At 36.8% G+C, this 16,264-nt stretch carries 15 protein-coding genes; 2 read left to right on the plus strand and 13 right to left on the minus strand.

Annotation, left to right across the window (positions count from 1 at the left end; all coding sequences use genetic code 11):
* Positions 1–8: 8 nt before the first annotated feature.
* The 7 genes from GYM74_RS07635 to rplM all read right to left on the minus strand — a co-directional run bounded on the left by GYM74_RS07635 (position 9) and on the right by rplM (position 7,801).
* Complete coding sequence (locus tag GYM74_RS07635; protein WP_220217634.1) at positions 9–947, minus strand: hypothetical protein; 939 nt, start codon at positions 945–947, stop codon at positions 9–11.
* 160 nt (positions 948–1,107) lie between these two features.
* Positions 1,108–3,990: an autotransporter outer membrane beta-barrel domain-containing protein gene (locus GYM74_RS07640; protein ID WP_220217635.1), complete on the minus strand. Its 2,883-nt coding sequence runs from the start codon at positions 3,988–3,990 to the stop codon at positions 1,108–1,110.
* A gap of 422 nt (positions 3,991–4,412) precedes the next feature.
* Positions 4,413–5,369 (minus strand): inorganic triphosphatase, encoded by a 957-nt coding sequence (locus GYM74_RS07645; protein ID WP_220217636.1) that lies wholly within the window; start codon positions 5,367–5,369, stop codon positions 4,413–4,415.
* A 192-nt stretch (positions 5,370–5,561) separates the two neighbouring features.
* Entirely contained in the window at positions 5,562–5,972 is a 411-nt protein-coding gene (locus tag GYM74_RS07650) for a ClpXP protease specificity-enhancing factor (protein ID WP_220217637.1), read from the minus strand.
* A 42-nt stretch (positions 5,973–6,014) separates the two neighbouring features.
* Positions 6,015–6,647, minus strand: a complete 633-nt coding sequence (locus GYM74_RS07655) for a glutathione S-transferase N-terminal domain-containing protein (protein ID WP_220217638.1) — start codon at positions 6,645–6,647, stop codon at positions 6,015–6,017.
* A gap of 321 nt (positions 6,648–6,968) precedes the next feature.
* The gene (gene rpsI / locus GYM74_RS07660) at positions 6,969–7,361 is read right to left on the minus strand and encodes a 30S ribosomal protein S9 (RefSeq protein ID WP_034901366.1); all 393 of its coding nucleotides are present in this window, start codon (positions 7,359–7,361) and stop codon (positions 6,969–6,971) included.
* A gap of 11 nt (positions 7,362–7,372) precedes the next feature.
* Positions 7,373–7,801 carry a 50S ribosomal protein L13 gene (rplM, locus tag GYM74_RS07665; protein ID WP_220217639.1) on the minus strand — a complete coding sequence of 143 codons (429 nt, stop codon included), beginning with the start codon at positions 7,799–7,801 and terminating at the stop codon, positions 7,373–7,375.
* A 277-nt stretch (positions 7,802–8,078) separates the two neighbouring features.
* Between rplM and GYM74_RS07670 the strand changes: the two genes are divergently transcribed.
* A complete protein-coding gene (locus GYM74_RS07670) occupies positions 8,079–8,705 on the plus strand; it encodes a YrbL family protein (protein WP_220217640.1) in 627 nt (208 codons plus the stop codon).
* Here GYM74_RS07670 and pmrB read toward each other — a convergent pair.
* The 6 genes from pmrB to GYM74_RS07700 form a co-directional block, all read right to left on the minus strand.
* A complete protein-coding gene (pmrB, locus tag GYM74_RS07675) occupies positions 8,680–9,768 on the minus strand; it encodes a two-component system sensor histidine kinase PmrB (protein ID WP_220217641.1) in 1,089 nt (362 codons plus the stop codon). The two genes, GYM74_RS07670 and pmrB, sit on opposite strands and share 26 nt — an antisense overlap.
* A gap of 32 nt (positions 9,769–9,800) precedes the next feature.
* The gene (gene pmrA, locus GYM74_RS07680) at positions 9,801–10,463 is read right to left on the minus strand and encodes a two-component system response regulator PmrA (RefSeq protein WP_220217642.1); all 663 of its coding nucleotides are present in this window, start codon (positions 10,461–10,463) and stop codon (positions 9,801–9,803) included.
* A 130-nt stretch (positions 10,464–10,593) separates the two neighbouring features.
* A complete protein-coding gene (locus GYM74_RS07685; RefSeq protein ID WP_220217643.1) occupies positions 10,594–11,130 on the minus strand; it encodes a phosphatase PAP2 family protein in 537 nt (178 codons plus the stop codon).
* Positions 11,131–11,378: 248 nt separating this feature from the next.
* Positions 11,379–12,062: an amino acid ABC transporter permease gene (locus tag GYM74_RS07690; RefSeq protein WP_220217644.1), complete on the minus strand. Its 684-nt coding sequence runs from the start codon at positions 12,060–12,062 to the stop codon at positions 11,379–11,381.
* A 6-nt stretch (positions 12,063–12,068) separates the two neighbouring features.
* Entirely contained in the window at positions 12,069–12,794 is a 726-nt protein-coding gene (locus tag GYM74_RS07695; RefSeq protein ID WP_220217645.1) for an amino acid ABC transporter permease, read from the minus strand.
* Between the two features lie 2 nt (positions 12,795–12,796).
* The gene (locus GYM74_RS07700; RefSeq protein ID WP_220217646.1) at positions 12,797–13,624 is read right to left on the minus strand and encodes an ABC transporter substrate-binding protein; all 828 of its coding nucleotides are present in this window, start codon (positions 13,622–13,624) and stop codon (positions 12,797–12,799) included.
* 911 nt (positions 13,625–14,535) lie between these two features.
* Here GYM74_RS07700 and GYM74_RS07705 point away from each other — a divergent pair.
* Positions 14,536–16,236, plus strand: coding sequence for a ShlB/FhaC/HecB family hemolysin secretion/activation protein (locus GYM74_RS07705; protein WP_220217647.1), 1,701 nt, complete (start codon positions 14,536–14,538; stop codon positions 16,234–16,236).
* Positions 16,237–16,264 lie beyond the last annotated feature (28 nt).

Raw genomic sequence — 16,264 nt, forward strand, 5'->3', positions numbered from 1 at the left:
CATTCGAATTAAGATTGTTTTTGAGGTTTTTGCCTGCCAAAAAATAACATTACGCCAACTCTTACCATAACGCAACTTAACAGCATTAATATCAAAAGATTAGCCGTAAACAGGGAGTTATGATGATGATCATAAAATTCAACCTCCTGATAAGAGCTCTGTTGAAGATGAAAGATCTTACTGACGAAAAATCCGGTTAAAACAGTTAATCCAAACATGAGCAGACCGTTTAATACGAATAGTAAAAATGAACTAGTAACGACTTTTAGCCACTGTAATTTTTCATTTACTTTTTGAAATAAACCACGTAAGCACAGATAGCCCAGTACATTACAAATCGTTAAAATCACTAAAAAAAGAAGTAATGAATATTGATGTAAATACCCATAAACACATAATGCTATAAAATAATAATTATACAATAAGATAAACAATACTAAATGAAGCTTTGGGCTGTTTTGACAGGCTATCGCAGTGTCAATAGGTGTCATATCGGGGTTAAAGAATCTAACCATAAGATAGAATATCAGTGGAATGCAAACCAAAATAATCACAGCGTTAGATAGTAATAGTGATAAAGATTGTAATAGCGGTAGCGGTGTCATTGAATTGCTAAAATAGATATAGGAAATTAATTTAATAAAAACAGTGGTGATAAACATAATCAATCCACCTTGAAAGCTATTTTTTCTGGTAATTTGATGGATAGAATATTTATTTAATAGGATCAATGAGACAATAAAAATCATTATTGAAGCAGGAAGATATTCTATAAAAATAAATAATAGGAATCTAACTTTATAGATAAGGTCTTGAGACCAAAAAATTTCAAAGATTCCACGTTGTATCTCAGACACAAAAACCGCATCGATAATCCAAAAGCTTAAGCTAAATAGCCAGAAAAATAACACATACATCAAGGGCAATTTACAATAAGATACCTTCATTCCTACCTATCCTTATCAATTATTTTTTTATTTAAAGTTATGTTGTTATCGCTCAAGTCTAAAAAAGTAGGTGGAGCGAAAATTATTTAGCAAATTTTTTATTATTTGCCAATTACCCTCGTCCACCAGAGATAATTTGTTGTTTTAAATAGTGGTTAAATTAAAATGAATATCGATAACCTAGATTGATCTGTTTTTGATCAAACTTATTACCCACTGAGTAAACAGCATCACCATAAAGATGATGATTTTGATTTAACTGCATATTTACACCGATGCCGTTATCCCACCAGTTACCCCCAAAATCATATTTTTCTTTGGCGACATGATTAAAGGTATAAGCCGTTTCGCCGTCAAACTCTTTTAGGAATCCTGTTTTGATATAAATATCGATTGGGTTGTCATCAATCTGTGTTGAGTATCCTAAAATTGCACTGGTTCGACCGATCAGTGAGTTATAACGGCTTAATTTGGTCTTTAAGCCGTTGCTGGCTTTGATTGTTGCGCTATTTTGTTGTGAATAGGTAAGCTGCATTTGTGGTTCGATATACCATTGGTTGATATAAAAGCGTTTACCGATTTCGGCACCAATTGAAAAGCCTTTAGTATCACCGTCGCCTTTAACCGCATAACCACCACCTGTTTTCGTGTTAAATTTATGTGACATGTGCATATATTTGACTAATGCATCAAAATATAAACCATTGTGTGCTTGTAATGAGGTATATAACGCAACTGAATAGCTTTTGGTATGACCATCTCCGACATGATTATCAGTATTACCACGGGTAAATCCGCCCATAATACCGTAATAGATATCAAGATTATCATTATCCACTTTTCGATCGACGCCGAGTTGCAATCCATAATAGCGCATATCAAAATTAGATAAGCGATTATCATTAAATGAGCTTAATTTACCGGTGTAAATTCGACCCCAGACATCGCCACCGTCACCGTTATTTGTACGTAGCTGCCCCATTCTTTGTAGTAATGTTTGCGTTTCGACATAATTCATTAAATAGTTTGAATTCAGGATATTGGCGGCATTTTTTGCGGTATTAGTCAAAGTTGGTTTTGTTTTATCTTTGCCGGTATCGTTATTATTGCCGTTGTTACCGTCGCTGTTACCGTTGTTACCGTCGGTGTTGCCGTTATTACCGTCGGTGTTGCCGTTGTTACCGTCGGTGTTACCGTTGTTGCCGTCGCTGTTACCGTTGTTACCGTCGGTGTTGCCGTTGTTGCCGTCGGTGTTACCGTTGTTACTGTCGTTGTTACCGTTGTTGCCGTCGGTGTTGCCGTTGTTGCCGTCGGTGTTGCCGTTATTGTCGTCGGTGTTGCCGTTGTTGTCGTCGGTGTTGCCGTTATTGTCGTCGGTGTTGCCGTTATTGTCGTCGGTGTTGCCGTTGTTGCCGTCGGTGTTGCCGTTGTTGTCGTCGGTGTTGCCGTTATTGTCGTCGGTGTTGCCGTCGTTGTTGTCGTCGTCATCACTGTTATCGTCATTTACAACATTTGGATTGCTAATTGCCGACAATACCCAATCTTCAGAGGTTGTATCACGCTCACCGCTGACTTTGGTTAGCGTGTTAAATAAATAAGGCCCGATATCAAAAGAAGATGCCATAGCAAAATTGGCATTGCCGCCTTGGGTTTCAACTAAAGTTATTTTTTCGGTACCGTTTACCCGGTTGGCGCCAGTTTTATTGTCAATGAGGGCAATTTTATGATCGCCCCAAGCTTGCCTTACGCCAGTAATTTTAAGCAGATCGCCCGCAAGCGTTTGACCTATGCCAGTTCGCATTTCAAACAAACCTTCACCATCTAATGATTGAGCGATAAGCTCCATTTTATTGTGACTATCGAGCGTTAATGGCATGTTCGGGGTTGTGTAAGAATAACCAAAAGAGACTTTAGCTCCTTGATCTAAGGTTAAATGATCAAGATACGAATTATTGGTCATCTTCCACTGACTTTGATTACCCTCCAGGATAAGATTTATCTCGCCTTTATTATTGGCATATTGATTATTGTTATCCATTGAGGTTAATAAATACGATCCATCATAAAGAACGAAGTTTATAAGAGCATCACCCATGCGATCTTTCTTCGCATAAATATCGCCTTCAATAAGCGTTTGACCAGCGATATCAATTTCGCCCCCTAACGATTGAATTGCATTAAATTCTTGATTCGATTTACTCACAATTCGGTTTTTAACATCATCCGAAGTATAAATATTTAAAGACCCATTAAGCTGTTGCATGTTAATAGGGATACCATTGGCAATCATTAAATCAACACCGTTGCCAAATTCCATAAAATTATTTTCAATTGGATCAGGATTTACTGAGTTGATTGATTGTTGGTTAAACGCTATACCATGACTTTGTTGACCAGTCATATTGATTGACACATGATCTCTAAACTTTAAATAAGTACGGACAGCGTTAGGATTATTGGATTTAAGCGAATAAATAGCATAGCTATTTTGTCCGGCTGAATTAATGTTAACTTTGTTATGAAAATCGCCTTCGGAGTGAGATTGATCGCTAGAGTTGTACATTCGGATACCAATAAAAGCGTTGCTATTTGAGCTGGTACTATCAATGTTAATTTTATTGTAGGATAGCACTCTACCCTCACTTGCAATATAAATACCGGTACCTGCACCTTGCGCGATATTTAGATCGGTATGAAAATAAAATCTTCCACCGTTTCGAACATTCACCCCGTTAAAGCTGTTGTAATTGCCATTAGAATGGCTTTGAATATCAAATGAATTATCACCATAAATAAAAATTGATTGGTCGTTGTTGGCTTCTAAGGCTTTACCACTATCTTTAATGATATGGGGCCCTGCTGCTGAAGAAGTATCAATATCAATGGAATCTTGTTCACGATCGGTTGAAATACCACTATTGAGATAATTTGTGATATTAGTGTGGTCGATTGAGAGTGCGTTAGCTGACAATGGAAATAGCGATAAAGCGGTGGACGACACACTAACGAGTAGTGTGATTTTATTTAATTTTAATTTCTTCATGTTTTTTCCTTACTATTCCATGGAGTTATTTAAATTTATTTACTAAGAAATGTAATTTAATGGCAAATCAATGGTAAAATAGCAAATGTTATTTTTACTGTCTATCAAATAATCAAACTTTATCTTGCTTTTATTTTTCATTAAGTTGCTTTGCCTAACTGCCAACCATTTCCCCCTACTTAAAACAGGGAAATGTGGTCATAGCTTGATAAAAATGGAGGAAAAAGAGAATTGAGTAAGATGATAAATTTTTAAACAATCAATTTGCCTGGAATTTCAAAGCTTGTTTAACAAAATTATCGTTGAACAATCTGTAATAAATAACCACAACAGCAATACTATTTAACAACCCAAAAACGATAACAAACCACAATGGTGATTTCAAAAAAGTTATATTTAAACATATTTTTATACTTTTTAAATCACTCATTTTTAACTTCATTATCGATTTGTGCAATCAGCATAAGTTTGAGTGTTGTATTAATTTCACTAAATGCAAATGTTTTGATCGTATTTATCGCCGATAATGCCATTTGCCACTGTGTAAGTTCGGGATTGAATTTATCTGCTTTATTCATTAACTGATGATTAACTTGATCAAGTACCCGCTTATAAAAATCAAGATTATCAATTGATAACGCATACTCTTCGTTTTTTTGCCAATATTTGATGATATCAAACAAGCTTGATTGTTGCGTTAATTCAAACTCCGTAGGTGATAGTTTTTGATTATTTAACAAACGATATCCCCGGGCAGCTTTACTTTGTGAAAATAAGTGTAAATGGAATCGGCTCAGTTCGTTGGCAAAGTTTAAAAGATCGTGTTTATTACCGTGTTTGATCTCTAACTCGACTTCCTGAATTGGTATAGTTTGACCATTAGAGGTGATTTCACCTTGATCTAAGGCAACTTCAATTTCACTATTGGCAAACGAGATCAACCAGACTTGACGGGTAAAGTTGGTGGTAAAAAGTGGTTTTAAATTTTGTTGTAGCGTTGTAATATCACACGCTTTAGGGAACACTTGCGCCGGAAAAAGAGACAAATCGAGTTGTGGTTGACTTAAATCAACATTGTATTCAGCACGCTCATGTAAACCGGCGATAGCGTGACTATCACGCTTTAACGTCATTTCGTACTGTTTAGTCTGGTTGTTTTCCGTCGATCTTAGTCTTAATCCACAATGATGATTGCGCAAATAGTTATCGGCTGTATCATAATAGCTATTAGCCAAAGATAAGGTTGAAAATGTACGCTGCTTTTTCGATAAGCTCGAAAACTCAAGCTCATCACTACTCGCCCATTGATTTAAAAAGGCTTGAAGATTAGCAATATCTTCTTGATTAATTTGAAACTTTAATTCAATTTCATGGCTCATACAGATTTAATTTGTTAGTTAGTTTGCTATATCATATATCGAAAAGACAAGAAAATACAAATGACAATACTTGCTAAAAGTTGCCTGCTTGATTAAGGTTTCAAATAATCTTGCCAGCATATGCAATAATAGCTTTTTTAAAAAGCTATTATTTAACAAATGGATAATAATTATTTAATGCTTATGTAATAATTACTTAATCACACGAAACGGGTTGGCTGGCTTTTTATCGGTTTGTGTTGTCGGGTTAGATGACTTTTCACGTTGCATTTCATATTGCGGTTCATCATGAAAACCCATACCCATGCCATTTTCACGAGTATAGATACTAACTAACGCTTCCATTGGAACAATGATATGTTCGGACACGCCTGAAAAACGGGCATTAAATTCAATCCGATCATTGTTTGCTAAATATTGCCCAACTGAATGGGGCGCAATATTCAACACGATCTGATTATTTTGAATAAATTGCCGTGGCACCTGTACCCCCGGAACGGTTGTGTTAACGAGAATATACGGGGTTAATTGATTATCTAAAATCCAATCATAAATAGCCCGAAAAAGATACGGGCGACGTGGCAACATTTGTTCATATTCCATAAAGGTTACCTTGTTGATTTCAATTGCAATTAAAAGGGTTGATTATGCCCTAATTTTCTTTTCGTCATCGGTTAACGAACTGACAAAAGCAGGACGTTCAAAAATACGTGCCATATAGCTTAAATAATTCTTTTCAGCCACTTTAGGCAATTCAATGCCCATAACAGGTAAACGCCATAATAGTGGTGCAAAATAGCAATCACATAAGGTAAAATCATCACTCATAAAATAGTCTTTTTCTTTAAACATGACCGAGATAGAAACAAGATCATCAAGTAAGTTTTTGCGAGCGACTTTTGCTGCATCACTATCCGGATCAGCAATAATGGTTTCATAGGCGCTGTACCACTCTCGTTTGATACGGTACATTGTCAATCGAGAATTTGCACGCACAATTGGGTAAACAGGCATTAACGGTGGATGCGGGAATCGCTCATCAAGATACTCGAGGGCAATGTGAGGCTCAAACAACGTGAGATCACGATCGATTAAGGTTGGGATAGAGCTATATGGGTTAAGATCCAAAAGTTCTTGGGGTAAGTTGTCAGCTTTGACAAACTCAATCTCCGCAGTTACGCCTTTTTCCGCCAGCACAAAACGAATCTGATGGCCGTAAATATCAGTTGTATCACAAAATAATGTCATTACAGAACGTTTATTAACAGCAACAACCATGTTCACTCCAAATATTAAAATTAAATTTTAGTTTAGATAAGTTCTATTCTAGCAAATTGGATAACAAATTTGTTAAAAAAAATGAATTTTCTTATTAAGAATCGCCGAAATATGACGATTTTGACAAGAAATTTCAGATTTTATAGGTGTTTAAGCAAAAAAAGTGATCAAGATTTAAGATTTTAGCGTTGTGATAAGATTTTTTGACGGGAAATATCAGTAAAGTTATTTCACTATTTTTCAGCAAGCACGTTAAACATAAAAAAACCCGACCAATGCCGGGTTTTTGGTACAACTTGATAACGTTTTTGTAAAATACAATTAACGTTTGCTGAATTGTGGACGACGACGTGCTTTGCGTAGACCCACTTTTTTACGTTCTACTTGACGTGCATCACGAGTAACAAAGCCCGCTTGACGTAATGATGAACGTAAAGTTTCATCATATTCCATTAATGCACGAGTAATACCGTGACGAATCGCACCAGCTTGACCTGAAATACCGCCACCTTTAACAGTGATGTAAAGATCAAGTTTGTCAGTCATTTCAACTAACTCAAGTGGTTGCATCACAACCATACGAGCAGTATCACGACCAAAGTATTGCTCTAAAGAACGTTTGTTAATAACGATATTTCCACTACCTGGTTTAATAAACACACGAGCAGCAGAACTTTTGCGGCGACCTGTACCGTAATATTGATTATCAGCCATCTTTTATCCCCTTAAATATCTAATACTTGCGGTTGTTGTGCCGCATGATTGTGCTCACTACCAGCATAAACTTTTAGTTTACGGTACATTGCACGACCTAGAGGACCTTTCGGTAACATGCCTTTTACAGCGATTTCGATGACTTGTTCAGGATGACGTTCAATCATTTCTTTGAAAGTCGCTTCTTTAAGCCCACCGATGTAGCCAGTATGACGATAATAGATCTTATCAGTGCGTTTTTTGCCTGTTACAGCAACTTTCTCGGCATTGATAACGATAATATAATCACCTGTGTCAACATGTGGTGTATATTCTGCTTTGTGTTTACCACGCAAACGGCTTGCGATTTCAGTTGCTAAACGACCTAACGTTTTGCCTTCTGCATCCACAACATACCAGTCGCGTTTAACTGTTTCTGGTTTAGCTGAAAAAGTACTCATTCGTAATTATCCAATAATTTAATTAATCTCACGTTAATAAATCATATGATTTATTTACACTTTTTTGATTGCTGCTATTAATTAACTAACCCCTTCGAGTTGTTATACTAATTTTGACAACCGAAAACAGCGTTGGGAAGAACGCTGTCGTAACGTGGGTGGCGATATTATACAGAAATATATAAAAAGCGCTAGCGTTTATCATAAAAAATCGTAGCGAGAAAAAACAGTTACTGTTAAACTCTTTAAAAAACTCAATTAGCCAATATCAATATCTATGAAAAATCTAATCCAACTTACCGATAAAGAGTATATTAGCAAAGGCTTACACCGCAAATGTTATCATCATCCTGATGATGCCAATAAATGTATCAAAGTTAATTATAACGAAGGTGCGCAAGAAGAAACCAGCCGTGAGATAGCGTATTATAAACACCTTATCAAACGTCATATCGCGTGGGACGCATTGGCGCAGTATTATGGTGCGGTCAATACTAATCTTGGCGAAGGTCAAGTTTTTGAGTTGATTCGAGATCAAGACGGTAACACATCAACTACCCTTGAAAAATATCTTGCTGATGAGCAACTGACTTCGCAGTACTATTCAGCGCTGGTAACCGCTTTGAAAAAATTAAAAGCCGATTTATTGCGTGATCGCATTATTACCATGACCATTAAAAGCAAAAATATTTTGTTTCAACATCAATCTGCCGATCAAAACCGATTAGTCATTATTGATAATATCGGCAATTCAACCTTTATTCCCATTGCCAACTACATCGATTTTTTTGCTAAAAGCAAAATTGAACGAACTTGGCAACGATTTTTAAAATCACTAATCAGAGAAAATACCCATAATCCTTTGATCACAAATCTGGTCAATGATGTGAATCACTCAGCTTAAGTTCTGCAATGGTACCTTGCTGGTTTGCTCTGTTTTTTAACGTAAATTGCCCATGATGTAATTTGGTTATACGGTTGACAATACTCAGACCAAGCCCGATACCATTATGTTTCCTGTCCATACGGAAAAACGCTTGTGTCAGTTTTTCCGTTTTTGACTCATCAATACCACTCCCCTCATCTTCTACTGTTATCACAATCATATCGGCTTGTTTAAAGCAACTTACCGTTATTTTGCTGTTTGCCGGGCTATAACGATAACTATTTTCCACTAAGTTGCGAATCAATAATCGAATCAAGGTAGCATCACCATTAAAAAATAGCTGATTATCTTGATAATACCATACTAGCTGTTGCTGTTTTTGCTCAGTTAATTCGGTCAGTTCATCAGAAAGTGGGATGATGATGTCGTCATAAAAATTTATCTTCTGATATTGCCCAATAGTGAATTTTTGACTTGCCCGTGCCAGCATTAACAATTGTTCAACCGTATTGACCAGTCGATCTATCCGTTCAATTAATTCACGGCAATCAATCTTATTTTTGTTTTCTAAAAGTTCTAAATGTAAGCGAATGCCGGCTAATGGCGTGCGCATTTCATGAGCAACGTCCGCTGTGAACAAGCGTTCTTGTACCAATGTATTACTTAATCGGACAAAGAGTTTATTTAACACATTAGTGATTGATTTGATTTCCCGCATGTGGCTAATTTGGCTAATGGGTTTAAGATTATCTTCTGTACGTTGATTTAAATCTTGTTCAAGTATTTCAAGCGGCTTTGTGATCCATTTGATCGCTTTATAAGCCAAAAATAGCGTGACTAACATCATCGAAAACGCTGAGCAAAATAAGGCAAAAATGGCTTCTAGCTCTTCGTGCTCAACAACTTCATCAATCTTATTTTGACTTAACGTTAAATTGACAAGGACATCGATTTGCTCTTTACTTTCATGCCATAACCATAATACCGTGATAATTTGACATATCAGCATAATTGCGCCCAGCGTGAAAAAGAGATTCCAACGGATACTATGGCGAATGTTACTGAGGGATTGACGAATCATATCTGATTTTATCCATAAAGCGAGAAAACTGATTATTGACTAACATCGAGTTGATAGCCATAACCACGAACAGTCCGAATGGTTTTTCGGCCTAGTTTAGTCCGTAAACCGTGAATATACACTTCTAGCACATTGGAGCTAGGGTCACTTTGCCAATCATATAAATCATTTTGTAACAGATCACGATGAACCTTTTCGCCCGCTTTAAGCATCAAACGGGATAAAACAATAAACTCTTTGGGCGTAAGGGTCACTTCTTTATCATCCAATGTCACTTTTTGTTGTTTGATATCAATAGTAATTGCACCATAAGTTATTACATTATCAGCCGTTCCTTGATTTCGGCGAATTAATGCTCGCACTCTGGCAAGGAGTTCGGTCAATGCAAAGGGTTTAATTAAATAATCATCCGCTCCTTGATCTAAACCTTCGACGCGATCTTCAATCGTATCACGAGCGGTTAATATGAGCACAGGGATATCAATATGATTTTTACGCCAGCGCATCAACAGCTCTAAACCGTCGCAATCGGGTAACCCCAAATCTAATATGATCAAGCTAAATTGAGAAAATTGGATAAGATCTTCCGCCTGCTTGCCATTTGATGCCACTTCACATACATAACCATTAGAGGTAATACCGTCATAAAGCCCTTTTTGTAATAGACTATCATCTTCTACAATCAGTATTTTCATTAGGAATCACCCCAGTTATCGATATTAGAATCATGAGCATATTTTGACATTTATTATATGCTTTGCTGCACATATACCAAATCATTATTGTTAGTTGCCATAAACGTTTTATTATTATCTATTGAGTCAGCTATCGGGATTTATTCGCACGCAACAACCAAATCTTATTGATGATGTATGCCGATATCAAACTCAATAAAAATCCGGTTACGATATCGAGTGGCCAATGTATTCCAAGATAAATACGGCTCCAACAAACCAGCAAGGCAACAATTGTACAAAAGTAAAGCAAGGTTTTTAATTGAGATTGATAGTTGAAATATATAGTGCAACAAATTCCCCAAACAAATACTGCATGCTGACTAGGAAATGAGCTGGTTTTATCATGATATAGATAATTCGTACCAATATCCAGTGCAAACGGGCGGGGTGAATAGATCAGATGTCGAATTAAAAATGTGATGCTAAGTGCTACGATTAAAGTGACAACAATCTTAATAATCAACAAGCGATAACTTTTATTAATTGCGCCACCGATAATGAGCACAATAATCGGTAGAAAGGCCAGATAGTTGGCACAAAAGATAGCAAAAGAGATAAACAGCTTCGATGCATGATCAGAAGCATTGATTAACAAAAAAAGTTGAGTATTTAAATCGCGCCACATACCGCATCCACTTGAATTATTGATTACTTTTGAATAATTTAATCGTTAAATCTTAAAAAAACCTTAATAAATCATCAAGCCAATAACCATATTAAGCAATCTGTATGGCGTAATGATACGATAAAATCGTTTAAGCAAAGGAGCAAACAGCAAGTGTCGATGTATCGTTATCAATGCGTAATTGTCGATATCGTATTTGTTATTAACGTAGTTGTTGATAGATAGTTTAAGCTTAGTCACCCTATTTTTTAATTTTTCTGATTGAATCGTTTTTGCGTCAATCGCGAAACAGAAATATCGAGTGATGCGCAAATCACAAAATAGACCAAAATAACAAATAAAAAGATTTCGGTCGGATAAACCATACTGCGGTTGTTAATCTGCGTAGCAATAAAGGTAAATTCAGCAACACCAACAATATAAGCTAACGAGGTGTCTTTGATTAATGATACCCATTGATTGACAAACGACGGCAACATCATTTTCAACGCTTGAGGTAAAATAATATAGCCAATCACTTGTCGTTTTGTCAGCCCAAGCGAGTAAGCTGCTTGCCACTGCTCGTTAGCTATCGCCACCATGCCAGCATGCACAGAGTGCCCAATATAAGCAGCGCCGATGAAGGTTAAGGCCGAGATCACGGTTGCAATTGCCGGTACATCAATATTTAACAAAACCGGCAAAAGAAAATAAGTCCAAAAAATCAGCATAATGACCGGAATAGCCCGTAAAAAACCAAGTAAAATGATGAGTAATTGACGAGCGATGCCGTTAAGAACGGTCAGACCGATACCGGCGAGTATGCCTAATAGCGTTGAGAAGATTATCGCAATAACGCTCATCATTAGCGTTAAAAATATACCGCCGGGAAAGTTACCCCACATAAGATAAGGCAAATTATCCCAAATAACCGTTAATCCTTTAAGTTCCATTATTTTCTAAACCTTACTGGTTGATAATCTTGTTGTTTGATAAATATTGCCAAGGGTACCAACTATCACAATGGCTAAAATATATAACAATGTTGCTATAGCAAAATCTTGAAATGTTTTTAGTGACTCTGTTTCAATCTGCCGTGATACATAAGAAAGCTCAAGCACCCCGATAGCCATGGTTAATGATGAATTTTTGATGATATTCATATATTGACCAATTAAAGGCGAAAAGGCGATACGAAAACTTTGCGGTAATATGATAAATCGCATACTTTGCCACCAACTTAACCCCAATGCTAAAGAGGCTTGCTGTTGACCCTTTGCCACGCCGGAAATCCCAGCCTGAAACTCTTTGGCAATAAAAGCGCTTGAATAAAATGTTAACGCAATTAAACCGATGATAAATTCAAAAGAAGGCATTTTTAACGTGAAAAAATAGCAAGAGATTTGTGGTTCATCTAATAACGCCATTTTCAATTCAGCCGGCAACAAGTTGCCTACGCCAAAATACCAAAAAAACAGTTGAGGCAATAATGGTGAATAACGAAAAATAGCGTTATATCCCCCTATTACCCCTTTAATCAATTTAAAGTGGCTTTGCTCTGCAATAGCTAATAAAAAACCTAAAAGCGTTGATAAAATAATGGTGAGAAATGAAATCGCTAAGGTGACTAAAAAAGCATCCCATAACCACCATAAATATCGAGGCTCAAGTAGTTGCTCAAACATGGTTACTGACCGTTACCTATTTTAAAATCACCACGTGGCATGGCCGATCTAGTATCTGGTCCAAACCAACGATTATAAATAGTGACAGCCTCGCCGTCTTTTTCAAGATTTAATAAAATTTGATTCACTTTATCTTTTAAACGTGTTTCACCTTTTGGAATGCCGACGGCTTGATACTCTTGAGTGATACTAAATGGTGAAATTTCAAATTCTGCACGTTGATCTTCCGGCACATTAGCCAATAAACCAATTAGCTTAGCATCATCTTGAGTAATAGCATTAACTAGCCCATTACGTAAGGCAGCAAAGGCAAAAGGCGTATCGTCATACGAAATCACTTTAGCAGTAGGATACTTTTCACGTAGGGTAATTTCCATTACCGTCCCTTTATCTGCGCCAATACGAAGATTGTTAAGATCATCTGCCGTTTTTAACACGCCTTTTTTAGCAACAAATTTTTGTCCGGTTGCAAAGTAAGGCACACTAAAATCGACCGCTTTGGCACGCTCCTCAGTCACTGTAAAATTAGCCACAATTAAATCGGCTTTTTGTGAAGTTAATAAAGGTATACGATTGGCTGGATTAGTGGGAACTAACTCAACTTTTACATTTAAAGCTTTACCGATTTCATTAGCATAATCAACATCAAGCCCGACAATTTGATTAGTCTTTTCATCGATATAGCCAAACGGCGGATTACTATCAAATACCGCTATTTTGATCTGTCCGCGTTTTTCAATATCATCTAAGCGATCGGCATAGACCGAACTCGCAACAAATAATGAGCCAATTAAGGCAACCGCCGTCAGTGATTTAGTTAAAAATTTCATTGTTATTATCCCCCATTGGACTTTGTATAGGGTTTCAGTCTATCAATAAAGTATTTGGGTTAATAAATAACAATTATTTAGGTGCTTATAACTTAAAGTTATATTTAAAATGACCCATAACTTATAAATAGTACACCATTGTACTATTAGCAATAAAATAACTCGGGTTTTAGCATTTAAAACCTTTACACATCATAGTATCAAGCTGAGTGTCTTTGCACTTTTGTGCCGGCTGGATTGTGAAAAGGTTCCAATCGAAAAATAATAAAAGGCAAATACATTGTAAAATAGATAGTAAGGTAAAAATCATCTGAATTGATAAAAGTTCTCTCTGTACACTCACCACCGACCGATTTGATATTCAAAATAAATATGGTTATTAAGATCCAAATTCCCTGCCAACTACAAGATTTAAAAGAGACTATTGAGTTAATTTAAATTAATAAACAAATATGATATTGATTGAAAATTAGACTGAATTCAACAATCATCTTTACCATAAGACCGTTGTTGATGCTATTATGAAAGTTAATCCTAAAGGTGTGTTATTTACAAAAGTGGAAGATTGGTCTTTCTAATTTTCGAGAAGATTTGAAGATATTAATCCAACTGAAACAACGAGGATGAAAATATCCGAGAGTTAATTTTATATGAATGATGAAATTTAGTTAAAAATAAACTTCATTCCCACTACAAAAAGAGCAGGATAAATTCTTGCTCTTTGCTCAAGAAAATACTTCAAATTATCCTAAGCCTAACTTACAACCAATAATGCCCCCCTATAAATACATTTATACCGAACAGATTACCTATTTCTTTTTATATAAAAACACTTATCGTTTTTAAATAGACTATTTATTAGTCATATGTTAATATTTCAAAAAAGGATTTTTATTAGATTTTGATTTTATATGGATTTTTTATTTAAATATAGCTGTATTGCGGCTGTAACAATCGTATTAACATCACCCATAGCAATAGCTCAATTGCCTGCTACGCAACAGTTGGGTGATATGCAACTGATTCATCAACAAGAGCGTCAAAAGGCTTTAGAAGAATCATTAAATACCACTGCTCCCGATATTCATTTGCTTCCGCCGACAACCAGTGTCAACGAGTTAAATTTTCCGCAAGAGTCTTTATGTTTCAATATTGATCAGGTTCAATTGCTTGAGCGTGATAAATTACCCTGGTTTGTTCCTTTAAACAAGCTTGCCCAACAAGCAGAGCATCGCTGTTTAGGCGCTAAAGGGGTGAACATTTTAATGAGCGCCATTCAAGATCGCTTAGTCAGTTATGGCTATATTACTACAAGAGTGGTTGTGCCGGAGCAGGATTTAACCCAAGGGGTGTTAAAATTACTCCTGGTTGAAGGTAAAGTGAGACATGTACGTTACACCGATGACAGTGATAAATATGCGCAACTTTACACCGCGATGCCGGCAAGAGAAGGGAAAATCTTAAATTTACGTGATATCGAGCAAGGGCTTGAAAATCTTCAGCGCATACCGACAGTCAGCACGCAAATGCAATTAGTCCCGGGTGATAAGCCGGGTGAAAGCGATATTATGATTAGTCGCAAGCAGACTAAAATGTGGCGATTAGGGTTATCGATTGATGACTCGGGCACCAAAGCTACCGGTCGTGATCAGGGTGGTGCCACTTTATATCTGGACAACCTGTTATCATTGAGTGATTCGTTTTATGGATCAGTAGGACATGATTTAAACGGAAAAGGCGAATACGGCTCCCGTAACTTTTTATTGTCCTATTCGGTACCTTTCGGCTATTGGACGCTCAATACATCATTATCCGGTAATAAATATCATCAAACTGTAGCCGGGCAAAATGTCAATTATCAGTACAGTGGGCGCAGCCGTAATGCCAATATCCAACTTAGCCGCGTTATTCACCGTAATGAGTCACAAAAAACAACCTTAAGCTATGGCCTTTCACTGCGCCAATCGCATAACTATATCAATAATACGGAGCTTGAAGTTCAACAGCGCAAAACCACACATTGGCAATTGGGTTTACAGCATCGACACTATATTAAAGATATCACGTTAGATGCGGGTATAACTTATCAAAAAGGCGTACGTTGGTTTAATGCTAAAAAAGCACCGGAAGAAAAAAGCCCGGAAAATAGCGGCAGTCCCCTGTCTGAGATCTTTTTAGTTAACTTTTCAGCCAATGTCCCATTTAGTTTGGCTGAGCAACCGTTTCGCTATCGATTAGATTATCAAGGGCAATATACCCGAGGCGGGGATTTAACCTCACCTGAACAGTTTTCAATCGGCGGACGTTGGAGTGTACGCGGTTTTGATGGCGAGCTTACCTTGAAAGCCGATCGAGGCTGGTATTTACGTAATGAGTTTGCCTGGCAAGCACCGCTTAATCACGAGCCTTATCTGGGTATTGATACCGGTGAAGTATCCGGTACCAAAAGTGAGTACCTGCTTGGCCGACATTTAACCGGTGGCGTTGTTGGTGTGCGGGGCAATAATTATGGATTCTATTATGACTTCTTTGCCGGTAAGCCAATTCGCAAACCGAAAGGATTTAAAACCAATCCATTGACGTTAGGCTTTAATATCAATTGGAATTATTAACTGAGTATTGCGTGAATTACACATCGTA

The sequence above is a fragment of the Gilliamella sp. ESL0405 genome (genome assembly GCF_019469205.1).
GTDB lineage: Bacteria > Pseudomonadota > Gammaproteobacteria > Enterobacterales > Orbaceae > Gilliamella.